Genomic DNA, 23674 nt, shown 5'->3' on the forward strand with positions numbered 1-23674 from the left:
TCTATTGCACAAAATGTTATCTCAAATGCGCGGAAAGCCCATTAATAAAGATGTTAAGCTTTCTTTAAAACTGTCAAATTATTGTTGAAACGGTAAAACTGATTTCTATTTTTGTACAAAACAAATCTAGAATCTATGAAAAAAATTACTTTATCCTTACTACTGGTTTTTGCCGGTATTAATTTGAACGCACAAGAAGAAAATCAAGAAACATTTGGACAATACAACCAATGGTCTATAGAACTAAGTGGTGGACTCCACAAGCCTGTTAGTTCTTTTGCAGATGGCTATTTTATCACCGGAGCAAGTCCGTTTCAGGGGTCATTGGGAGTTCGTTATATGCTAAACGATAAGTTTGGTATTCGAACCTCATTTGGTTACAATAATATAGACGAAGATAATGGTGAAGGTAGTCTTCCTTTTGAAGCAACTTATCTTAGAGGTACTTTGGAAGGTGTAGTAAACGTTGGAAATGTACTTGACTTTTCAGATTGGACCAATACCTTCGGATTGCTAATTCATGCAGGTGCTGGCTACTCTAATTTAAATTACAAGGCGCCTATCGATTCTGACGAGTCTGAGCATTTAGCAAATATTTCATTTGGAATAACACCACAGGTGAAAATTAGCGATCGCATTGCATTTAACGTAGACGTGAGCATGATTGGAAATATTGGCCTCCAAAGAACATGGGACGGTACCGCTCCTATTGTTGAAGCCAACAGAAAATTTGACGATGGACTACTCTATAATTTTTCTGCTGGATTTACAGTGTATTTAGGAAAAAACAAAACACACGCAGATTGGTATTCTGAAGATGATGACCGCCAACTTAAAATTGATGAGTTAGAAGAGCGTCTAGCGAAAATTGAAACAGACCTTATCGATACAGATCAAGATGGTGTTCCAGATTATTTAGACAGAGAGTCAAACACTATGTCTGGTGTTGCTGTAAATACTAAAGGAATTGCAATAGATAAAAATGAAAATGGAATTCCAGACGAAATAGAGTCTTCTTTAGACAACAGATATGTAAATGAATCTGATTACATTAAAAATACTGCTGGAGGTATTAATGTGAAAGACTTGTTAGATAAAGGATACGTAAACGTATACTTCAGATTTAACAGTACTACACCTGAAACATATTCTCTTGAAGCCATAAACTACCTAATTAAGTATATGCAGGAAAATCCGTCGGCTCATGCAGAATTAATTGGTTATGCAGACGAGATTGGTAACGAAAACTACAATAAAAACTTATCTGAACAGAGAGCTAATAGAGTAAAAGAAATTTTGGTAGCTTCTGGAATTTCAGCAGGGAGATTAACAGTAACAGGCAATGGCGAAGACGCTTCTGTAGAAAAAGACTCTGCCTTAGCAAGACAGTTGGTGCGTCGTGTAACGTTTAGACTAAAATAAATAAGTAACGCATAAATAAGTGATTACACCCTTCTACTTCATTGTGGAAGGGTTTTTTATTTAAGTGTAGATACGCCATTCAAATCGGTAGTAAGCACATCACTCATATAATCGAAAAAGGGCCTAAGTAATTGGAAATGATGTAGTACTTTTTCTGCAAAATCTGGCGCCATTACCTCAGTATCTTTGAACTTATGAGTAACAATAAAATTTTTCAGCCTAATTAAATCAATATTAGGGTCTTCTTTAGAAAATCCTTTAGGCGCTGTTTTTACTGGATTCCATGCATCAAATTCACCACCGTATGCCTTTTTAAATTCGGGATTGGCAAGAATAGCACGTATTTCGGTTGCATCCATTTCAAACTCCTTTCTTATTCGCAATAAATCGGCCGGCTCTGGTCCAAAAAATCCGCCAGCAACTACACTTTTATTACCTGGTTCAATTCGCAAATAATAGCCACCTCTTCGATGTGCTCCAGCCCTACTAAAACTAACACTTCTATGTACATTATAGGGAGTTTTGTCTTTGCTAAAACGAATATCTCTATTAATTCGGAAAACTTTTGTTTTTGATATTTCATCCGTTTTGTTCAGACCATCCTCTATTGAAGCATAAAATTTCTTAAGCTCCTTTTCACTTGCTTGATAGATTTTTTTATGCTCTTGCATCCAATCACGGTGATTGTTTTTGGCAAGATTTAGCAAAAATTCTAAAGATGATTTTGGTATAGATATACTCATGTTTTCCTTTTGAAAAATAAAGATACCGCAAATTTCCTATATTTATAAGTAATAACCTTAAACCAAACCACTATGTCAACTTCAAAACCCAACGCTTTATTCTGGATAATTGCTATTGTTTTTGGTATTTTATGGAACGCCTACGGTGTCTATTTATTCGTATACGACACCTTCTTAGCAACCCCAGAAATGTATGCCGAAATATATTCTCCAGAACAAATTGCTTTTATGGATTCATTGCCTTCATGGTATACTGTAGTGTATGGTATTGCTACTATTACAGGTTTATTGGGATCTATTTGTTTGGTGCTTAAAAAGAGATTAGCCGTTCCTTTGCTTGGGATTTCATTACTAGGAGTTCTTATTAATATGTGCTATGGTATGTTCTTTACAAATTCTGCCGAAATCAACGGAGCCTTTTTGGCCTACGGAATGCCTTTAATTGTGATAGTGATTGCTATTATTCTGTACTATTATAGTAAGGGTGCTGCTCAAAAAGGATGGCTTACCTAAGAAAAATAAATCTATAGAAGATAACCAATAGTTTTTCGCTAATTCTCACCACGTAAACATTACACATTATGACTCACAAACCACCAACCTCATTTTTTATTATCGCAGTACTCGCACTCCTATGGAATTTAATGGGTGTTTATCAGTTTTACCTTGGTAACTATGAACTAGAGAGTATCAAAGAAACGGTCTCTGCAGAAGAATTCGCAATAATGGAATCCCTGCCTACTTGGTACGCAGTTATATTTGGAATAGCAGTGTTTACAGGAGTTTTAGGCTGCATTCTTCTCTTAGCGCGTAAGAAAATTGCCGCCAGTTTATTCGGTATATCCCTTATAACAGTCCTTATTATAGAATTATACTGGCTATTGGCAACAGATATTATGGACGTATCTGGTGCAGTTAGCATAGTGATGCCTTTATTGGTGATAGCCGTTGCTATATTCTTATATTTTTACAGTAAAGGTGCAAAGCAAAAAGGGTGGCTTTCTTAATTATGAAATAGCTACAAATTAAATGAGGTTTCAGTATTTCTGAAACCTCATTTTTATGATAACTACTAAGTCTATAACCATTTCTTTCTTTTGAAATAATACAACATTCCAAAAAACACGAGAATCATTGCGCCCCATAGCACAAAATAGCCGTATTTAAATTTAAGCTCAGGAATGTACTCGAAATTCATTCCGTAGATACCAGCCATAAAAGTAAGGGGAATAAAAATGGATGCCATAATGGTAAGCACCTTCATCACTTCATTCATTTTATTAGATATGGTAGTCATATACATATCCATAAGACCCCAAATCATTTCGCGATAAATATCCACACTTTCAGAAACTTGAATAATATGATCGTATAAATCTCGAATATAATTTTGCGTTCTCACTTCAATAAGCGGAGTATCTGTCTTCTCAAGCCTGTTTACCACCTCACGCAGCGGTACAACCGCCCTCCTTATGCGCAAAATTTCTTTCTTTAGTGTCTGTATGTCTTGCGTAATATCATCTTCAACAGCATCTTCAAATAGTTGGTCTTCAATAAGTTCTATTTTAGCGCTCAGTGTTTCAATTACACTAAAATAATTATCTACAATAGCATCTAACAATGCAAACATCAAATAGTCTGCGCCCGCATTTCTTACACGTCCTTTGGCATTTTCCAATCGGTCTCGCAATCCATCCCAAACATCTCCATCTGCCTCTTGAAAGGTCGTAACATAGTCGTTACCCACAATCATACTCACGTGTTCGTTCACAAAATCGCCATCATCTGTATAATGAAGCATTTTAAATACGATATAAAGATAATCTTCATATTCGTCCATTTTAGGACGCTGATTGGTGGTTACTATGTCTTCCTGAATAAGAGGGTGTAAATTATAGTATTCTCCCAAACGTTCAATCTCCTTCGTATTGTTAAGCCCATTTATATTAATCCACGTTATATGCTCAGAAGTTTCAAAACCAAAGGCATCTTCAATATTCTCAGAATCTAAACGTTTATAATGATCTCTAGAGTAGTCAATTATTTCAACTTTTGTAGAAGCATTAACCTTATGCCCTGTATACGTAACTGTACCCGGAGCTTCATTATGAATAATAGGCCTTCTCACTATGGGTAGTTTTTTAGTCTTTTTTCTTCTCTTAGCGCTCATAGAATTGAATTGATATTTAAAGGTAGGAAAACTACGCTATTTTTATACTTTTATATGAAATTTTAAAAATTTAGTTTTTGCTGAAATCCAAGTACCCATTCGACCCGCTCCTAAAACACCATCTACTTATTGCTCTAGGTTTGGCTATATGGATTTTCCTATTTCTCTCCTTAACTGAACCTCTAGACACCCACGAGTTTGAAGGTTGGCTAGAAAAACTGAAGTATTTACCCATCTATGGTGTGGCAGGTGCTTTGGCTTACATCGTTGTACTACCTATTCAAGGATTTTTATATAAATTGAATAAACAATCTTGGTCTATTTCTAGTGAACTTCTGTTCTTTTTAGGAATGACTGTGTTCGGACTTATTTTATCGCGCAGCGTATACCTTTATATTATTGTGCCTGGTGCGAATAATCCCTACACCTTACAATACTTTGTTACAAGTATTTATGCACCCGCAATAGCCACTATTTTACCTATTCTTGCCATTGGCCGTTGGGCTTTCGGACGCTATTTTGAAAAGAAACTAAACGATTCAAAAATTGAAATTGAAGGCGAAGGAACCTACGAAGGACTACGAGTGCAACTAAACGACTTAATTTGTGTGAAAGCAGACGACAATTATGTTGAAGTACTATACATTGACAACGGATTAACAAAAAAGCAATTGATTAGAAATAAATTATCTCGCGTTGAGACTATGGTACCATCCCTATTACGAACCCACCGATCTTATCTCATAAACCCATATCACTTTCAACAATATAAAATGGAATCGGGAAAGCTTAGTATTATTCTTGGATCTGAAACTGTAATTCCCGTCTCTAAGACATACACAGAAACTGTAAAAAAACAATTTGGCAATTCTTGATAGCGTGAATTTTTATAAATCATAGTTAGAACCTATAAAAATCTCTATTATTATTCGCCCCAAGGAAGCTACTATTCAAATTTTGCTCTAACAACTCACCACAAGGAGTCGTCATTTCACCCCAAAGCATTGTATATATTGGTGTAACAGCGATTAGCACAATATGTTTGTCTCATAAAACAATCACTAAAAACATCTATTATGAGAAAAGTTATCACCCTAGTTTTAATATGTATTCTTTGCCAATCATGTAAATTAAGTCGGTTTGCGTATTACAATTTCGCAAATATTACAGACCATAAAATTTTCCCAAGTAGAACTATCGAAAAGCCAACAGAGGCGTTTCACTTTTCAGAAGCTACAAAACCATTTATTCAAGACTCTTTATCGGTAACTTCAAATGGAGTGAAAAAACAAATTTCATTTGAAGAGTACTTAATCGCTAACAAAACTGTTGCTTATATGGTGATTCAAAACGACACTATTCGTTATGAGAATTATTTCAACAACTATCAAGAAGAGTCTATCGTAAACTCTTTCTCTATGGGTAAATCTGTGCTTTCAATTTTAATTGGATGTGCTATTAAAGACGGACATATCAACTCTATTAACGACCCAATCACCAACTATCTACCAGAATTAGACAATGAAGACTTCAAAAAAATTACCATCGAACATTTACTAAATATGACGTCTGGTTTAGATTTTAATGAAAGTTATACCAATCCGTTTGGAGACGCAGCTACGTTTTACTACGGAACCAACCTAAAGAAGGCTGTATCTAACCTAAAAGTAGCCTATGAACCTGGAACACGCTTTAAATATAGCAGCGGCGATAGTCAAGTATTAGGCTTGGTTTTAGATGCTGCACTCCAACAACAGAACATTTCAGAATATCTTGAAGAAAAAATATGGAAACCATTGGGTATGGAATACGACGCTAGCTGGAGTTTAGACAGAAAGAAGAACGGAGTGGAAAAAACTTTTTGCTGCCTTAATGCTCGCGCACGTGATTTTGCAAAAATTGGTAGGCTATATTTGAACAAAGGAAACTGGAATGGCACACAAATTGTTCCAAAAGAATGGGTTGAGAATTCAACAAAAATTGATAGTTCAGGCGCTAACGTAGCCTACTACCAGCATCAATGGTGGATTAACACAAAAGACAACTCCTTTGAAGCCGAAGGAATCCTAGGTCAGCACATTTATGTGAATCCAGAGAAAAACGTGATTATTGTTAGACTTGGTGAAAAAGTTGGGAAAACGGGAAGTTGGACGCAAGTAGCACAAGGATTGGCTGCTAAATTATAAAATCTACACCAACTAACATTTATAGTATCGCCTGAAGTTATCTTATTTGTAATTTCAGGCGATACTGTATTTTTCACGCCACAATTGTCTGCTACGCATTGCGGTCGTATTTATGTCTAGATTGAAGTGTTTTCTCTACGTCTCGAATGTGAAACCCTTTAACCTGCAATAAAACCATAAAGTGAAACATTAAATCTGCACTTTCATTTAAAAAGGCAAGATCGTTATCATCTTTCGCTTCAATCACAACTTCTACAGCTTCTTCCCCAACTTTTTGGGCAATTTTATTAATGCCTTTTCTAAACAACGAAGCCGTGTAGCTACTTTGTTGTTCTTTATCATTTTTCCGATCTTCAATAACATCTTCTAGATACGACAAAAAACCAAAGGTACTTCTGTTTTTATCTCCCCAACACGTGTCTGTTCCGGTATGGCATGCCGGCCCTTCAGGCTTAACTTGAATAAGCAAACTATCGTTATCACAATCGTTTTTAATAGAAACAACGTTCATATAATTGCCTGTTTCTTCTCCTTTTGTCCATAGTCTGTTTTTACTTCTACTAAAGAAAGTAACCTTACCTGTTTCTTGGGTTTTGCTGAAAGCTTCTTCGTTCATATAGCCTAGCATTAAAACGTTTTTGGTTAAACTATCTTGAATAATCGCCGGTACTAGGCTGTTTGCATATTTTTTGAAGTCTATAATCATAGTTTTGTATTTATATTGTTACTATTTTTTGAATCTTATAATCGAATTGAGATTCCTTGTTTTTTTAATGCTTCTTTTACTGCTGAAATTTCTATTTCTTTGAAATGAAAAACGCTTGCCGCCAGCGCCGCATCTGCCCTACCTTCTTTAAAAGTCGCTACAAAATGTGAACTTGTTCCTGCTCCTCCAGAAGCAATAACTGGAATGTTTACCAATTGCGAAAGTTCTGCTAAAGCCTCGTTTGCAAAACCGTTTTTCGTTCCATCATGATCCATAGAGGTGAATAGTATCTCTCCTGCACCCCTTTGCTCTACTTCTTTTGCCCAATCAAACAATTTTAACTTGGTTGCCACTTTACCACCTACTAGATGCACAATCCATTCTTCATTTAGTTTCTTTGCGTCAATAGCAATTACAATACATTGAGTTCCAAAGGCAGCAACTAAATCGTTTATGAGCTGCGGATTGCGAATGGCAGCAGAATTGACAGCAACTTTATCGGCTCCATTTTTCAACAAGATAGCTACATCCTCTACCGAAGCGATTCCACCACCTACAGTAAAAGGAATGGAAATGGTTTTTGCCACCTCACGTACTAATTTAGCTAGGGTTTTTCGCTTTTCTTCTGTAGCCGAAATATCTAAAAACACCAACTCATCGGCTCCATTTTCAGAATAATACTTCGCCAAAGCAATAGGATCTCCAGCGTCTTGAAGGTTTTTAAAGTGTACTCCTTTTACCGTGCGTCCTTCTTTTATGTCTAAACAGGGTATAATTCTCTTAGCCAGCATTTATAATGTAGTTTTCTAGTTGTTTTAATGATATTCTGTTTTCGTAAATAGCTTTGCCAATGATAGTACCAGCACAACCCATTTCTTCAAGTCTAGGTAGCTCATCAAAGGTTTTAACACCCCCAGAAGCAATAAGCTTAAAAGAGTTGTTAGTATTCTTTTTAGCAGGTGCGCTACATACTGATAGTATGTCTTTGTACAAACTAAAGGATGGACCTTGCAACATACCGTCTTTACTTATGTCTGTACAGATTACAGTTGCGATTCCCTCTTGTTGATATTTTTGAATAAACGGTATTACTGCTTCCTTACTATCTTCTTGCCAGCCGTTTACTGCAATCCATCCTTCTTTAGTATCTGCGCCTAATATTATTCTATCAGCCCCATAGGAAGCAATCCAACGCCTAAACGTCTCAGGAGCCTTTACAGCAATACTTCCGCCTGTCACCTGATCTGCACCACTATTAAATACAATACGAAGATCATCGTCACTTTTTAATCCGCCGCCAAAATCAATATGTAGCGATGTTTTTGTAGCAATTTGCTCTAAAACTTTGTAATTAACAACGTGCTTACTCTTAGCACCGTCTAGATCTACCAAATGCAGATTGGTGATTCCATGTGCCTCAAACTGTTTAGCAATCTCTAGTGGCTGCTCATTGTATATCTTTTTTGTGTTATAATCGCCCTTGCTTAAACGAACACACTTACCGTCTATAATATCTATTGCTGGTATAATTTTCATGTTAAATCAATTAACTTAAAGGTTTAAAAAATTGGCTAGCAGCATTTCACCTTTGCTTCCGCTTTTTTCGGGATGAAACTGAGTCCCATAAAAGTTATCTTTTTGCAAAGCTGCGGCATATGGCACTCCGTATTTTGTTATTGCTATGGTCTCTTTACATAATGGAGCATAATAACTATGTACAGCATACATATAGGTGTCTTCGGAAATTCCCTGAAACAAGTCACCCTGGAGGTTCTGAATAGTATTCCAGCCAATCTGCGGAACTTTCAGCATAGAAGAAAACTTAATAACTGAGGTATGAAAAATACCAAGCCCTTTTGTGTTACCTTCTTCTGTAGCCTCACACATTAATTGCATCCCGAGGCAAATGCCCAACAACGGATTTGTTAAATTCGGGATTTCCTTGTCTAAGCCCACGTCTTTAAGCTTGTTCATTGCACTACTCGCCTCACCTACCCCTGGAAATATCACTTTATCTGCATTCTTAATTTCGGTTATGCTATTACTTAAAATCGCCTGATATCCCAAACGTTCTATGGCAAATTGAACGCTCTTTATATTTCCGGCACCGTAGTCTATTATTACTATTTTCATGATAACATTCCTTTTGTACTTGGTAAAATCATTTTGGTTACGTCTCTTTGTTTTGCTGCTTTTATCGCCCGCGCAAACGCCTTAAAAATTGATTCAATTTTGTGATGTTCATTTGCACCTTCTGCCTTTATATTTAAGTTCGCCTTAGCAGCATCAGTAAAGCTCTTAAAGAAATGAAAGAACATCTCAGTAGGCATTTTACCAATCATTTCTCTCTTAAATTCTGCCTCCCATACCAGCCAACTTCTCCCGCCAAAGTCTATAGCCACCTGCGCAAGACAATCATCCATAGGTAGGCAGAATCCGTAGCGCTCAATGCCAACTTTATTCGCCAATGCCTTATGGAATACTTCCCCTAAAGCTATTGCTGTATCTTCAATGGTGTGATGCTCATCTACGTCTAAATCGCCTACTACCGAAATATCTAAGTCCATGGCACCATGACGCGCAATTTGCTCTAGCATATGGTCAAAAAAAGAAATACCAGTGTTAATACTAGCGTTGCCAGTTCCATCCAAATTCAAGGTGATGGCGATCTTAGTTTCGTTTGTATTTCGAATACTAGTAGCTACACGATCTTTTAATTTTAAAAATTCATAGATCTTCTCCCAATCGTTGGTTTCTAAAGCGATGCAATTGCCTAAATCTTCTCGATTTACGGTAATCTCCGTAGTACCAAGATGCGTATCATCATTTATAAAAATTCCTTTAGCACCTAAATTTTTAGCTAGTTCTATATCGGTTAACCTATCACCTATCACAAATGAGTTTGCTAAATCATAGCTTCCATTCATATACTCAGTGAGCAATCCTGTTCCTGGTTTTCTGGTATTTGCATTCTCATGCGGAAATGTTTTATCTAAAAACACTGCATCAAACACTACCCCTTCGTTCTCGAAGCTTTTCAAAATAAAGTTGTGTACGGGCCAAAAAGTTTCTTCCGGAAATGCAGCTGTACCCAACCCATCCTGATTGGTAATCATAACAAGTTCATAATCTAGCTCTCGAGCGATTTTACCTAAATAGGTAAATGCCTTAGGATAAAATACCATCTTTTCAAAAGCATCTATTTGCTCGTCTGCTGTTTCTTTAATAATTGTTCCGTCTCGATCTATAAAAAGTACTTTTTTCATGGTGTTAGTTTTGTAACAATCGCATTGTTTTAATTAATTCCTTATTTTCCTTTTCAGTTCCAACAGTTATACGTAGCATGTTTTTACAGCCATATTCGTTGGTACGGTTTCGTATTACGATACCCTTCTCTATCAATTGGTGATAGCGTTTTTGCGCATCGTCTACTTCAATCAATAGAAAATTAGCTTGTGATGGAAATACCTTTTTTACAAACGTTAGTCGCTCTAAATTGTCGCTTAGCATACCCCTATTTCGTTTTATCTTATCGATTTCCTTTTCAACCTTAGGCATCTTATCTAGAAGATTTAGAGCCGCTTGTTGAGTTAATGCGTTTACATTGTATGGAGGCTTAATTTTATGCAAAACCGAAATAATTGCTGTTCCCGCATAACAGACACCTAATCGTATTCCAGCCATTCCAAAAGCTTTAGAGAATGTTTGTGTAACAACTAAGTTTGAAAAATCATTTAAATAAGTAATCCAGCTTTCTGTCTCGCAAAAATCAATGTAAGCCTCATCGATAACCACCAACCCGTTAAAATTGCTAAGAAGGAACTTAATTTTGTTAGCTTCAATCACATTGCCGGTTGGATTATTAGGCGAGCACAAGAAGATAATTTTTGTGTGTTCAGTAACTGCTTTCAACACTGATGCGATATCTATTTCAAAGTTTTCATTCAAGGGTGCCTGAAGAATTTTAACAGCGTTTAGATTCGCTAAAACCTTATACATACCATAGGTTGGCGGCAACGTAATAACAGCATCTAACTTAGGCTCACAGTATGCTCTAAACAGTAAATCTAACACCTCGTCACTACCATTTCCTAAAAGTATCTGAGAAGGAGAAACCCCTTTTAAAGAAGCAAGCGTTTTCTTAAGTTGTGACTGATTGGGATCTGGGTACCGATTTAATCCGTTCTCAAACGGATTTTCATTTGCGTCCATAAAAATGAAATCATCGCCCGCACTTTTAAATTCATTTCGTGCGCTGCTATACGCCCGCATGTTTAAAACATTAGAACGCACCAAACGCTGGGTTTCAAGTCTTTTTTTCATCACCTATTGTTTAAAGTCTCCCTGGTTGGAGCGTTATTTCTTATACTGGCTAAACGTAAGCTAACAGCATTTTTATGCGCCTGCAGTCCTTCTGCATCTGCCATAATTTCTATAAACGGACCAAGCGCTTCAATGCCTTTTTCTGAAATTTTCTGAAATGTTACACTTTTCAAAAAGCTGTCTAAATTTACACCACTGTACTGTTTAGAGTATCCATTGGTAGGTAGCGTATGATTGGTTCCTGAAGCATAATCACCAGCACTTTCTGGGGTGTAATTACCAATAAAAACAGAACCCGCATTTTGAATATTCTGAACAAAAAATGCTTCCTTCTTGGCAATGATGGTACAATGCTCTGGAGCATATTGATTTATTAATTCAATCGCCTCCTCCTCTGATGAAACTACAATAGACTTAGAACCAAGTAGTGCCTGTTTTGCAATTTCTTTACGTGGTAGTTTGTCAAGTTGTGTTTCAACCTCAATCATTATGTTATTTAGTACGATTTCCGAAGTACTCACTAACATAACCTGACTATCTATGCCGTGTTCTGCCTGGCTAAGTAAATCTGAAGCAACAAAAGCCGGAATTGCCGTCTCGTCTGCAAATACCAACAATTCGCTAGGTCCGGCAGGCATATCTATTGCAACCCCATAGTTCGTGGCTCGTTGTTTAGCCGCAGTAACAAACTGATTCCCTGGACCAAAAATTTTATACACCGCAGGAATAGTTTCGGTTCCGAATGTCATAGCCGAAATGGCCTGTACGCCTCCCACCTTGTAGAGTTTGGTAATTCCACATAAGGCAGCCGTAAACAAAATTGCAGGATGAATAGTTCCGTCCTTGCTAGGAGGTGTGCAAAGTACTATCTCAGTACACCCAGCCAACTTCGCAGGTATTGCCAGCATAAGAATTGTAGAAAATAACGGCGCAGTGCCACCGGGAATATAGAGTCCCACTTTTTTAATTGGTCTTTTTTCTTGCCAACATACAACTCCAGGCATTGTTTCTACCCGAACCGTCGCTGTTTTTTGAGCCTTATGAAATGTTTCAATATTGTCTTTGGCTAGCAGTATTGCCTTTTTTAAAGCTTCGGAAATGGTCGCAGCATTTATTTCTTCTTCTGAAACTTGACTATTATTAATAGTAACGCCATCAAATTTTTGGGTATACGTGGCTACCGCAATATCACCCTTACGCTGCACCTCTGAAAATATTTCAGAAATTGTAGTTTCTAAGTCGTTTAAAGCACGTGTTGGTCGTTGTAACAGTTGCGGCCAAGCCGATTTTTTCGGATTTATATATTTTTTCAAAATTGATAATTCTTGTTAATTGTTTACAGTACCATTTTTTCGATTGGGCAGACTAAAATACCTTCAGCGCCAGCAACCTTAAGCTGATCTATCACTTCCCAAAAGACTTCTTGATGTACTACAGAGTGTATGCTGCTCCAACCTTCTTCAGCAAGCGGTAAAATGGTAGGACTCTTCATTCCGGGCAAAATAGACACTATTTCAGCTAGTTTCTCATTGGGTGCGTTTAATAGTACATATCTTGAAGCACGACCCTTTAAAACCGCTTGAATTCGAAATTGTAATTTATTGAGTAATGCTGCTTGTGGCGCTAAAATACTGGGCGACACTGCTAAAACGGCCTCACTCTTCATCATTACTTCAACCTCTTTAAGGTTATTTTTAAACAACGTACTACCACTACTTACAATATCACATATGGCATCTGCCAATCCTATGTTAGGCGCAATCTCTACGCTTCCATTAATCATGTGTAACTCGGCACTAACCCCTTTAGATGCTAGATAGTTCGTTGTGGTAACTGGATACGACGTTGCAATACGTTTTCCTTGCAAATCGGCTACATTAGCATAGGCATCAGTTTTTGGAATTGCCAAAGACACGCGGCACTTTGAAAACCCTAGCTTTTCAACTATGGATATATCACAAGCTTTTTCTACAAGTACGTTTTCACCTATGATGGCACAATCTACTACGCCATCTTTCAAGTATTGTGGAATATCGCCATTACGCAGATAATAAATCTCTAACGGAAAATTTGTTGCCGTTACCTTTAATTGATCACGACCGTTATCTATAGCGATCCCGCATTCTTTTAACAGTTGCAAGGAGTCATTATGTAAGCGTCCCGACTTCTGTACTGCAATTTTTAGTTTGTTTATTTTTATGTTGTTTACTCTTACCATTGTCATTGAAATTTTAAAAAAAGGCATAAAAAAACCCGTTTGATTGCTCAAACGGGTTCTGGATATCTTAAAGAATTACATCAATAACAAATCACCTCGCAAGAGCGTGGAAAAGTGTATGATGATGATGTAATGATGTCTGTTTCATATTGAAGAAACAAAACTAAACAAAATTTGTTCACAGCCTTGTGAAAAACATATTAAATTTATGTTAGCAAGCTGCAATAATTTTTATAGCTTTGAGTAGACAACAATCAAACTGCCAATACCCTTTTTTACAGGGGTTTACAATTAAATGAAGAACTTTGTTATCGCTTTCTGCGTGTTCCTCGTATGGTCCTTTTTTGGGCTTTGGCTGTATTATTGGCTTCAGGATGAAAACAATCAGCTACAAAGTAAGAACATAGAACGGGTAAAAAATGATACGCCTGCTCTCGATACGTTATCTATTTCCGAAGCAACAGAAAATATTCAGAACCGTCAACCAAATCTAAATAATACTACAAATGCTGTCAAGGACAGCGGTGTTTTAAACAAAACGCTGAATGCATACACGCCAGATGGCGATATCTTGTTTAGTTACGCTCAAACCATTGAGATTGCTAAGAATATTGTAGATGTTAGCATTCCACAAGCGACAAAAGACTTCAAGTACAAACTCAACAATTACTTTGTAGAGCACCCAAATACAGAATTGCATATTACTTCTCAATACAGTGCCGAAGAAAATACCATATCTCCAAACATAGGTATTCAGCGAGGTAACAAGCTAAAAAACATTCTTGTTGAAACTGGTATTCCCGCTACTAATATTGTTGTTAAGCCGCATATCACACCTATAGACTTTAAAATAGACGGTACGTATAGTCGTGCCTTTTCATTTTTATTTCAGCCTTTAAACCTAGAACGCTTGGAGGCTATAAAAAATAATATTCCTGAAACAAAAATCATTTATCCTCGTTTTTCAACTTCAGGAGTGCTACAAAGTCCCGAACTTGAAACATTATTAGCTGAAGTGAAGGTTGCACTAGATAACAATCCAGATGTAACTGTTGAGGTTATCGGACACACAGACAATGTAGGAAATGCCAACGACAACTATCACCGCGGACTAGAATTTGCACGCCAAGTTCGTTGGTATCTAGTGGCAAAAGGACCAATAAATAGGAATCGCATACGCGCTTCCTCCTTAGGTGAGAGCGAGGCTATTGCAAGTAATAATACCGAAAAAGGACGAAACTTAAACCAACGAATAGAAATTAGATTTACAGATTAAATAATGGAAGCGCTCACAGAATTTATTACTTACCTGCCAAACTTCATCGGGGTTTTTCTCCTTATGTTGAGCACCTTCTTAATTGGGTATTTTTCTGCTGTTGGAATGCAACGAAATAAATTCAGAAAAATAATAGAGCGCCTAAAAAGAGAGGTGAATGCACTAAAAATGCCTCCAAAGAAAGAAGTGCGAGATATAGACACCATTTTTACTGAAATTAAACCAAAGATTATTGAAGTTGTAAAGAAACAACAAGAAATAAAGGCTGAAGACGATGCTCAAGAAGTTCGTACAGCAACAGTTAATTTTGCTGAAAAGAACAAAGAAAGGTACCTCCAAGAAGTTACTGAAGTAGAAGAAGACTTTGATGATTTAAGAGAGCTAGACTTCGATAGTTTTGGATATGCCGACGAAAGTGACAAAGAAGACCTTACAGAAATTAATGGCATTGGTCCATACATAGAACAAAAATTGAACGATATCGGCATCTATACCTTTGAGCAGATTAGCAAACTCTCTAAAAAAGATATTGATATTATTACTGAAATGATCGATTTTTTCCCAGACCGGATAGACCGTGATAATTGGGTTGGACAGGCAAAGGCCTTAAATGTATAATATATGCCATTAGCCACTCTAGATTGGATTTTAATTGGTTCATTCTTTGCCATATTCCTACTTATCGGAATTCTAGTGGCAAAACGCTCTGGAAAAAACACCAAAGAATTTTTTCTATCAGGTCGCAATATGCCATGGTGGCTACTAGGAATTTCTATGGTAGCAACTACCTTCTCTGCAGATACACCCAACTTAGTAACAGACATTGTAAGGCAAAATGGCGTTTCTGGAAATTGGGTTTGGTGGACGTTCCTACTCACAGGGATGCTTACCGTTTTTGTATATGCAAAACTTTGGCGACGAAGTAAAGTTTTAACCGACTTAGAATTTTATGAAATGCGCTATAGCGGTAAAGAAGCTGCCTTTTTACGCGGATTTAGAGCACTGTACTTAGGGGTGTTTTTTAATGTAATGATTATGGCTTCTGTATGTTTGGCAGCCATAAAGATTGGTGGAATTTTATTTAACCTCCAACCATGGGAGTGCGTACTCTACGCCTCAATTATCACCGTTGTATATAGTTCTTTTGGCGGATTACGAGGTGTTATCTTTACAGACTTTTTACAGTTTATTGTGGCCATGATTGGTTCGGTATGGGCCGCGTACCATATTGTAAACATGAAAGAAATTGGTGGCTTAGATAAACTTCTTGCACATGAGAACGTTGCAGATAAATTAAATTTTCTTCCAGATTTTAGTGATACCAGCTCCCTACTTGTGCTTTTAATTATACCCATTGCTGTACAATGGTGGAGCGTCTGGTATCCTGGCGCAGAGCCAGGAGGTGGAGGTTATATTGCCCAACGTATGCTTTCTGCTAAAGATGAGAAAAATGCCATAGGAGCTACCCTACTCTTTAATGTGGCTCATTACGCTTTAAGACCCTGGCCATGGATTTTAATCGCACTAGCCTCTTTAGTAATGTACCCAGAACTTACAGACATAGGGGATAAATTTCCGAATGCCGTTATGGGGCACGATTTAGGGTATCCAGCCATGCTCGCTGAATTACCCCCAGGACTCTTAGGTATAGTGGTAGCCTCATTAATTGCTGCCTTTATGAGTACTATTTCTACACATCTAAATTGGGGGTCTTCTTATATTTCCCTCGATTTTTACAAACGTTTTATTAAGCCAACCGCTTCAGAGAAAGAATTGGTTGGTATAGGTAGGCTTTCAACAGTAGTACTCATGTTTCTATCTGCCTTGCTAGCATTGGCTTTGAGCAGCGCACTTAGCACTTTTGCCATTTTATTACAAATTGGCGCCGGTACAGGACTCATCTTTATCTTACGTTGGTTTTGGTGGCGCGTGAACGCATATAGTGAAATCACAGGTATGATTGTTTCGTTTGTAATGGCACTATTTTTTGAGTTCACCAATTTCGGATTAGAAGATTATGAAAAATTAGTAATAGGTGTAGCAATTACAACGGTCTCTTGGATTGTTGTTACCTTACTCACGAGACCCACAGACACTAAAACATTGGCTCAATTCTATAATACGGTAACGCCTTATGGTAATGGTTGGAAACCTTTTAAGAAAGTGGCAGCTAATGCTTCCCTCCCACTTAAGAAGACAAACGATGTGTTTACAATAGATCTAGCGTCAATGCTTTTGGGAATTGTCTTTGTTTACACGTCGCTTTTTGCTACGGGTTATGTTATCTACGGAAATATTACGGGTGCAGCCATATTAATTGGTATTGCCATAATTTCTGGCGTTACTATTTTTAGTCTTTGGAAAAAACGGAAGCGCACTTAAAATACTACACACGTTATGAAAAAAATAATTCACACTCCAGATGCACCGGCACCAATAGGCCCTTATAACCAAGCTGTAATGCTCGGAAATATGCTATATACTTCTGGGCAGATAGCACTAGACCCAAAATCAGGGGAATTAGTTATAGGTGACATCAAAACCGAAACTACCTTAGTCATGGAGAATATGAAAGCCGTTTTAAAAGCCGCAGGTATGACATTCGAGAATGTGATTAAAACTTCTATTTTTATTAGTGATATGGGTAATTTTACCGCTATAAATGAAGTCTACGGAAGCTACTTTAATGAAGCTACGGCTCCTGCTCGAGAAACTGTAGAGGTAGCTAATTTACCTAAATACGTAAATGTGGAAATTTCTATGATTGCATCTTTATAAGCACCTACTCTTCGTCTTCTTTATTGCCATCATTATTAAAATCAATAGGCACAGAATTGTCGTCTGGAATGATAGGTATTTCGTCTTCACTTTCTAAAGTAATCTTTTTATTAAAAAGCTTATTTACCAACTCCCTAAATGTATCAAAATCTACAGAGTATGAAATACCAGCACCTTGCTCGAATATTTGGTCTTCCCCAATAAACTGAATATCGGCTTGGCGATTAAAGAAGTTAATGCGTAAACTTCCATCTTCATTAACCAACCACTGCACTTCAATATCGCCAGCTACCGTACTTTCATTCACGCCCCCAACCGGTACTCCTACTTTCCCGTTAATTAAAATACGTTCGTTTATATTCGTAGATAGTGTAATTCCAAAACGATCTGCTGTTTCTTGATTTGGCAACCTAGAACCTTGAGAGTAATCTAAACCGAGTTTAAACTTTCCGTCTTGATCTTCAAAAAGTTCATTTACCAAACCAGATACACGATCTACCAGCGTTCCGGTAAATGCGCCAGCCCCACCAAAATTATCGTCTACAAACGCATCTGAAGCAACTAAAAACAACGCTTGTTGCTCCCTTTGTTCTCTATTTTGCAACTTGTACTCTAACTCAGATCGTACAATAGAGCTCGTTCTAGGAAATTCAATTCTAAAATCAATTTCGGGCTGAATAAGCTCCCCAGACAAGTCTACGAGTACATTCACTGGGATTTTCCTATTTACTGAAGGATTGTCTAGCAAAACAGAAGGGTTTGCGTCAGTTTCATACAAGGCTGTTAAATCTATTCTACCACGCTCTGGATTTCCTTCCCATACAATAAAACCACCAGGTACAATTCCAATCTTCTTTTGTATAAGTCCGCCATACCTAAAATCGAAAATACCTTCAATTACCGTATATTCCCCCCACATTTTAAACTTTCCGAGGGTATTTATACGAATCAACAGCGTACCAATACCTTTACCAGTAAGCTTAGAGTTGTTTTCTTGATCTACCACTACCTCTACTTCGGCATCGTCGGTAATATCGAGGTCAAAATTTAGACTCAAACCTTTTAACTCCTTTTCTTCTATTACCTCCCCGTTAATAAGTGCTTCCTTTTCGGCAGGAGATAAAAATGTGATAAAGGTATCTTCGCCTAGACTTTGGGTGTCGCTTATAGGTATTTTAAACGAAGTATTGGGCTCTGTTGTAGCAGTTACATCAATTGTTAGTTCATCTACAGGCCCTGAGATATCTGTAGTACCACTAATAAAAGCAGTACCGTAATACAGTGCATCTTCAGACTTTGGCGTGTCTAAGGCTAGAATATTATCACTATCTATGTTTAAATCAAGTTCCCACTTACTAAAATTAACATGAGATGCAAAACCGCTTAGCGTCCCTGTGGTGTTATATTTAGTGTCTGTAATTACAGTAGTACCAATGTCAAACTTATTCTTGGTGACATCTATTTGAGTATTATTATCGATGTTAAAATCGGTATTAAGAAACGGTATTTTCAATCCGCTATCTTCAAGATTAAAACGTCCTAAAATGTCGGGCGATTTATAGCTTCCAGACACACGTGCATTTCCGGAGATTAAACCTCTTATGTTAGTAACCACGTCTCCTCCAAACGGACTAAAAGCCTGCATGTTAAATTCATTTAATATTACATTGAGGTTAATCTGCGGATTGGTAGGTTCGACATCGATTTCGCCGCGCGCACTTATAGAAGTTACCTTATCGTTTGTGAGTGTAGTATTAATGGTATATTTTGAAAGATTCTCGTTTCCAGCGATTTCTAGATTCAAGTTACCAAACGCAACATCATTAATGTCTATATTGTCTATAGTTACCGAAGAATTAGGATAATAAGCGCCATTTTTCTGAAGGAAATTTAGCCTACCATTTACATTTCCTTTTAATCGAAGACTATCTACTGGAGGTACAAGATTACCAATATTAACATCTCTAAACCTAACCTTAATGTCTTTATACAACGAATCTCGTAGCTCTCCTGCCATTTCTATGTACTCATTCTCATGATTTAGTACCATAGAGTCTATACGAACCGTTTTAAAGTTATCGTCAAAGGTTACTTTGTTAAGATTATTATTGTCCTTATTTATATACCAAACATTTTCTTTATACGTAATATCAGATTTTTTAACTCCCACAACAGACTTCCCTTCTGGGTTAATGGTATGGTACAATGAAAGATTGAAAAGATCTTCCTTTTCTTTGCCTCCTTTAAATTCTGAACGTATAAACAAGGTATCTTTAATTGTCTTATTAATTAAGCTTAGCTCTGTTACATCGTACACTCCGGTATAAACCGAATCTACAGAGATGTACGTATTAAATAACGGATTGTCATTATCTACCTGAACATTCACATTCCCTAAATAATTATTGTAAAGTAGTAGTTCTGGACTACGGAAATCTAACTGAAATTTAGACTCATCTGAGGCTACAGACCCCTTTACTTTTGTGTTATCCCCTAACTGAAGCTCAGGCACAAAAACATCTACTATCTTATTGTAAACTTCAAACTCGTAGTTGAGGTACTGATTGGTGGTGACCTCTGCTGGAATATAGTTGGTATAAATACTAGCGATACTGTTTTGAAACAAATTTGGAATATCTTCAATTAAAAATTCACCAGAAATCTTTCCATTTATTATGTCTGGCGATTTAATTTCAATGGTTCGTACTGGTCCTTCAAACGAAGAGGTTATTAAAAAATCATCGAAATAGAAGTCGGCATTTTCGGTTTGATAAAAGGTCTGTACAAACTCTACGGTACCGTCTAAATCATTAATGTTGGTTCCATCCATGTCCATTATTACCCGACCAGAAAAAACAGAAACACTGTCTCTTTTAATTAAATTAAGCTTGTTAAGCTCTGCATACTCGATATCGGCTTCAAAATCGTATTGATTATACTCCTTACTTACATCTACCAATCCTTTAAACTCCATTTTCAAATTTGGGTCGTTTATAATTAAATCCCCATCGAATATCGGGTTCTTTAAACGTCCTGAAACTTGAATTTTCTGATAGGTATAATCTTCAAAAGTAAAAGAGCTAATAGATCCGTTCACCTTGGTATTCACGGTCTTTTGAGAAAATCCGCTACCGTCAAAAGTTAAATCTGCCGTCATACGACCTAAGGATGTAGTACCAGCTATTTTCCCTAGGTTAAACTTATTTAAGACTACATTACCCTTGTAGGTAGCGCGATCTATATCGCTCATGTTGGCCATTTCAAGGTCAAGGTCTGCAGTACCTACGGCTGTAGTCAAGCCACTTCTTGTAGTAAGATCTGTTTCAGTAATTCTGGTAGTTCCCTGAAAAGTAACGGTGCCTAGGTCTTTCAGTTGGTTTGGCAGCACATCACCCAAAATACGCGGCATAAATCGGCGTAATTCATAGTAACTAGTTCGTATGGTATGATTGTTTGCTGATATCACATAGCCATCGTCATTCAATATATTCTGAATATGATAATTTCCGTAGAGCTGTGTAGCTCCAACACTTAAATTAGTATCTGTAAACGTAAAATCATTCATCGTGCCTTTAAAGACACCGTCTACGTTAATTATTTGCTCAGCCCCAAACTCATCATAAAATGTGTTGATATCGTCTGTAGCAAGCTTAGTGTTATCAAATGTGGCGTCTATGGTTACTCCATTCACAAAGTCTCCTAATCCATCCTCACCGTAGTTAAACACCATAGTACCACGAATGGCAGAATTTTCGGTTTGTAAGTCAAGCTCCTTTAGTGTCATTGCTTCTTCAGTATACGAAAAGAAACCTTTAGCACTTTTAATAGTAAAGCCTCTATCAGCATCTAGCGACAACGCCTTTATTTGGGCTTCAACATCTGGACCCGTAATTTTAAAGTCGTCTGCTTCAAGATTTACATTTTTTAAGAATAAAACTGATGCATTTTCTAAATTTTCGTCTGTAATCTTTACAGTACTGTTGGTAAGCGCTATGTCGTTACCAAACATAGAAAATGGCTTTACCTCTGCAGTAGGATTGGTATTAAATTTTTCTGAAAAAATATAGAGATTATCACTTTCTTCGTCTTTGTATGTTTTTACATAAAGCTTTGCCTCGTCTAATACGATACTACCAAATCCTAGGTCTCCCGCAATTAAATTTCTAAAACTAAGTATATTGGTTTGCAGTTCTTTAGCATAGATAAGGGTGTCGGCATGGTGATCGTTAATAAGTACTTCTCGTATATCAACTTCTCCCTTCCAATTGAGTCCTAAACGTTCAATATTAATATCGGTTCCGTAGGTTTCGTTTAGGCTAGTGGTTACCTTTTTGGCAACATAAGTCTGCACAGACGGGATAGAAAAAACAATAACAACGATAAGCAATAGCAACAGGATTATTACTATGGTGCGAACTATTATTTTCCTTAATTTTTTGATACGGCCGTAATGTTTTAATTTTGACATTCAATATACATGCCAATAGTACTTTGAAAACCACAAATTGTTACATTCTAGGTATTGAATCTTCGTGCGACGACACGGCAGCTGCTGTTATTAACAACGGCGTTGTGCTTAGCACTATTGTGGCAACACAAGAAATACATACCGAATACGGCGGTGTAGTTCCCGAACTTGCCTCTCGTGCGCATCAGCAAAATATTGTTCCCGTCGTTCATCAAGCGTTACGCAAAGCAAATATCGACAAAAAACAATTACAAGCCATAGCGTTTACAAGCGGTCCTGGTTTAATGGGATCCTTACTTGTAGGGACTTCATTTTCAAAGTCTTTAGCACTCGGATTAGACATTCCACTTATAGATGTAAATCATATGCAAGCGCATATTTTAGCACATTTTATCAAGGCAGATGGCCAGACACCTCCTAACTTTCCTTTTATCGCGTTAACTATTAGTGGCGGACATACACAAATTGTTAAAGTGACCGGTTATTTTGAAATGGAAATACTAGGACAAACCATAGATGATGCAGTGGGTGAAGCTTTCGACAAGTCGGCAAAAATACTGGGACTTCCCTATCCTGGTGGCCCATTAATAGACAAGTACGCACAAAAAGGAAATCCGAAAGCTTTTTCATTCCCTAAACCAAAGGTGGGACCATTAGATTTCAGTTTTAGTGGTTTAAAAACGTCTGTGCTTTATTTTATTGAAAAAGAAACGGCCAAGAATGCCAATTTTATTTCAGAGAATATCGAAGATATCTGCGCAAGTTTGCAGCACACTATTGTAAGTTACCTAATAGACAAGCTGAAAAACGCAGTGAAACAAACAGGTATTAAAGAAATCGCCATTGGCGGCGGGGTCTCTGCCAATAGTGGCATAAGAGCAGCTCTTAAAGACGCAGAACAGAGATATGGCTGGACTACGTACATTCCGCAATTTGAATATTGTACAGATAACGCTGCTATGATTGCCATGGTTGGCGAACTCAAATACAAGCAAGAGATGTTTGCAGAAGATACCGTTGTTGCTAGTGCGCGCCTAAAATTTTAATGATATGAACCGCTCAGACGAACTAATCTATAGGCTACAAACCGCTTCCATACCATGGTCTTCGCATATTTCAGAAAAGAAGATGTTTGGTGGGCATTGTTTCCTTTTTAAGGGCAAAATGTGTTTTGGAGAAACTAAAGAACGTCTTATGGTACGTGTGGTAGCCGATAAAATGGAAGCAACACTAGCCATGCCTAATGTGCGCCCCATGGACTTTACAGGAAAGCCAATAAAAGAAATGGTCTTTGTGAGCGCCGAAGGATATAATACGGAAGAAAAACTACAGCATTTTATAGAACTTGGCATCGAGCATGCCCAATGGAAATCTACCCAATAAT

Annotated in this window: 22 protein-coding genes; 11 read left to right on the top strand and 11 right to left on the bottom strand. The window is 37.3% G+C overall.

Annotated elements, in window-relative coordinates; all coding sequences use genetic code 11:
• The first annotated feature begins 135 nt into the window (after nt 1-135).
• Nucleotides 136-1422, top strand: a complete 1287-nt coding sequence (locus G5B37_RS02405; RefSeq protein ID WP_164678459.1) for an OmpA family protein — start codon at nt 136-138, stop codon at nt 1420-1422.
• A 56-nt stretch (nt 1423-1478) separates the two neighbouring features.
• Here G5B37_RS02405 and G5B37_RS02410 read toward each other — a convergent pair whose 3' ends face one another.
• Entirely contained in the window at nt 1479-2165 is a 687-nt protein-coding gene (locus G5B37_RS02410; protein WP_164678460.1) for a DUF2461 domain-containing protein, read from the bottom strand.
• Nucleotides 2166-2237: 72 nt separating this feature from the next.
• On the opposite strand from G5B37_RS02410, the gene G5B37_RS02415 reads away from it, so the two are divergent.
• Complete coding sequence (locus tag G5B37_RS02415; protein WP_164678461.1) at nt 2238-2678, top strand: hypothetical protein; 441 nt, start codon at nt 2238-2240, stop codon at nt 2676-2678.
• A 68-nt stretch (nt 2679-2746) separates the two neighbouring features.
• Nucleotides 2747-3172, top strand: a complete 426-nt coding sequence (locus G5B37_RS02420) for a hypothetical protein (RefSeq protein WP_164678462.1) — start codon at nt 2747-2749, stop codon at nt 3170-3172.
• 71 nt (nt 3173-3243) lie between these two features.
• Here the strand turns inward: G5B37_RS02420 and corA are convergent, their stop codons facing one another.
• On the bottom strand, nt 3244-4335 hold the full coding sequence (gene corA / locus G5B37_RS02425) for a magnesium/cobalt transporter CorA (protein WP_164678463.1): 1092 nt from the start codon (nt 4333-4335) through the stop codon (nt 3244-3246).
• A 77-nt stretch (nt 4336-4412) separates the two neighbouring features.
• Between corA and G5B37_RS02430 the strand changes: the two genes are divergently transcribed.
• A complete protein-coding gene (locus G5B37_RS02430) occupies nt 4413-5210 on the top strand; it encodes a LytTR family DNA-binding domain-containing protein (RefSeq protein ID WP_164678464.1) in 798 nt (265 codons plus the stop codon).
• Nucleotides 5211-5411: 201 nt separating this feature from the next.
• Nucleotides 5412-6521: a serine hydrolase domain-containing protein gene (locus tag G5B37_RS02435; protein ID WP_164678465.1), complete on the top strand. Its 1110-nt coding sequence runs from the start codon at nt 5412-5414 to the stop codon at nt 6519-6521.
• A 91-nt stretch (nt 6522-6612) separates the two neighbouring features.
• Here the strand turns inward: G5B37_RS02435 and hisIE are convergent, their stop codons facing one another.
• The 8 genes from hisIE to hisG are packed head-to-tail and all read right to left on the bottom strand — an operon-like array spanning nt 6613 to nt 13744.
• On the bottom strand, nt 6613-7227 hold the full coding sequence (gene hisIE, locus G5B37_RS02440; protein WP_164678466.1) for a bifunctional phosphoribosyl-AMP cyclohydrolase/phosphoribosyl-ATP diphosphatase HisIE: 615 nt from the start codon (nt 7225-7227) through the stop codon (nt 6613-6615).
• Between the two features lie 35 nt (nt 7228-7262).
• Complete coding sequence (gene hisF, locus G5B37_RS02445; protein ID WP_164678467.1) at nt 7263-8018, bottom strand: imidazole glycerol phosphate synthase subunit HisF; 756 nt, start codon at nt 8016-8018, stop codon at nt 7263-7265.
• The gene (gene hisA, locus G5B37_RS02450; protein WP_164678468.1) at nt 8008-8763 is read right to left on the bottom strand and encodes a 1-(5-phosphoribosyl)-5-[(5-phosphoribosylamino)methylideneamino]imidazole-4-carboxamide isomerase; all 756 of its coding nucleotides are present in this window, start codon (nt 8761-8763) and stop codon (nt 8008-8010) included. Before hisA ends, hisF begins: the two co-directional genes overlap by 11 nt.
• 15 nt (nt 8764-8778) lie before the next feature.
• Nucleotides 8779-9360 (bottom strand): imidazole glycerol phosphate synthase subunit HisH, encoded by a 582-nt coding sequence (gene hisH, locus G5B37_RS02455; protein WP_164678469.1) that lies wholly within the window; start codon nt 9358-9360, stop codon nt 8779-8781.
• Nucleotides 9357-10493, bottom strand: coding sequence for a bifunctional histidinol-phosphatase/imidazoleglycerol-phosphate dehydratase HisB (gene hisB, locus G5B37_RS02460; RefSeq protein ID WP_164678470.1), 1137 nt, complete (start codon nt 10491-10493; stop codon nt 9357-9359). Before hisB ends, hisH begins: the two co-directional genes overlap by 4 nt.
• Nucleotides 10494-10497: 4 nt before the next feature.
• A complete protein-coding gene (hisC, locus tag G5B37_RS02465) occupies nt 10498-11550 on the bottom strand; it encodes a histidinol-phosphate transaminase (RefSeq protein WP_164678471.1) in 1053 nt (350 codons plus the stop codon).
• Entirely contained in the window at nt 11550-12863 is a 1314-nt protein-coding gene (gene hisD, locus G5B37_RS02470) for a histidinol dehydrogenase (RefSeq protein ID WP_164678472.1), read from the bottom strand. Before hisD ends, hisC begins: the two co-directional genes overlap by 1 nt.
• Before the next feature lie 23 nt (nt 12864-12886).
• The gene (gene hisG, locus G5B37_RS02475; RefSeq protein WP_164680871.1) at nt 12887-13744 is read right to left on the bottom strand and encodes an ATP phosphoribosyltransferase; all 858 of its coding nucleotides are present in this window, start codon (nt 13742-13744) and stop codon (nt 12887-12889) included.
• Between the two features lie 319 nt (nt 13745-14063).
• Here hisG and G5B37_RS02480 point away from each other — a divergent pair, with 319 nt between their 5' ends.
• Genes G5B37_RS02480 through G5B37_RS02495 form a run of 4 tightly spaced genes read left to right on the top strand, consistent with a single transcriptional unit; the run spans nt 14064 to nt 17822 of the window.
• A complete protein-coding gene (locus tag G5B37_RS02480) occupies nt 14064-15044 on the top strand; it encodes an OmpA family protein (protein ID WP_164678473.1) in 981 nt (326 codons plus the stop codon).
• Between the two features lie 3 nt (nt 15045-15047).
• Nucleotides 15048-15662 carry a hypothetical protein gene (locus G5B37_RS02485; RefSeq protein WP_164678474.1) on the top strand — a complete coding sequence of 205 codons (615 nt, stop codon included), beginning with the start codon at nt 15048-15050 and terminating at the stop codon, nt 15660-15662.
• Nucleotides 15663-15665: 3 nt separating this feature from the next.
• Nucleotides 15666-17426 carry a sodium:solute symporter family protein gene (locus G5B37_RS02490; RefSeq protein ID WP_164678475.1) on the top strand — a complete coding sequence of 587 codons (1761 nt, stop codon included), beginning with the start codon at nt 15666-15668 and terminating at the stop codon, nt 17424-17426.
• Between the two features lie 15 nt (nt 17427-17441).
• On the top strand, nt 17442-17822 hold the full coding sequence (locus tag G5B37_RS02495; RefSeq protein ID WP_164678476.1) for a RidA family protein: 381 nt from the start codon (nt 17442-17444) through the stop codon (nt 17820-17822).
• 4 nt (nt 17823-17826) lie between these two features.
• On the opposite strand, the gene G5B37_RS02500 is transcribed toward G5B37_RS02495, so the two are convergent.
• Nucleotides 17827-22290 (bottom strand): translocation/assembly module TamB domain-containing protein, encoded by a 4464-nt coding sequence (locus G5B37_RS02500; RefSeq protein WP_263649834.1) that lies wholly within the window; start codon nt 22288-22290, stop codon nt 17827-17829.
• A 23-nt stretch (nt 22291-22313) separates the two neighbouring features.
• Between G5B37_RS02500 and tsaD the strand changes: the two genes are divergently transcribed.
• Nucleotides 22314-23336 carry a tRNA (adenosine(37)-N6)-threonylcarbamoyltransferase complex transferase subunit TsaD gene (tsaD, locus tag G5B37_RS02505; RefSeq protein WP_164678477.1) on the top strand — a complete coding sequence of 341 codons (1023 nt, stop codon included), beginning with the start codon at nt 22314-22316 and terminating at the stop codon, nt 23334-23336.
• A 4-nt stretch (nt 23337-23340) separates the two neighbouring features.
• Nucleotides 23341-23673: a TfoX/Sxy family protein gene (locus G5B37_RS02510; RefSeq protein WP_164678478.1), complete on the top strand. Its 333-nt coding sequence runs from the start codon at nt 23341-23343 to the stop codon at nt 23671-23673.
• Nucleotide 23674: the final 1 nt, after the last annotated feature.

Source organism: Rasiella rasia (assembly GCF_011044175.1).
Lineage (GTDB): Bacteria > Bacteroidota > Bacteroidia > Flavobacteriales > Flavobacteriaceae > Marinirhabdus > Marinirhabdus rasia.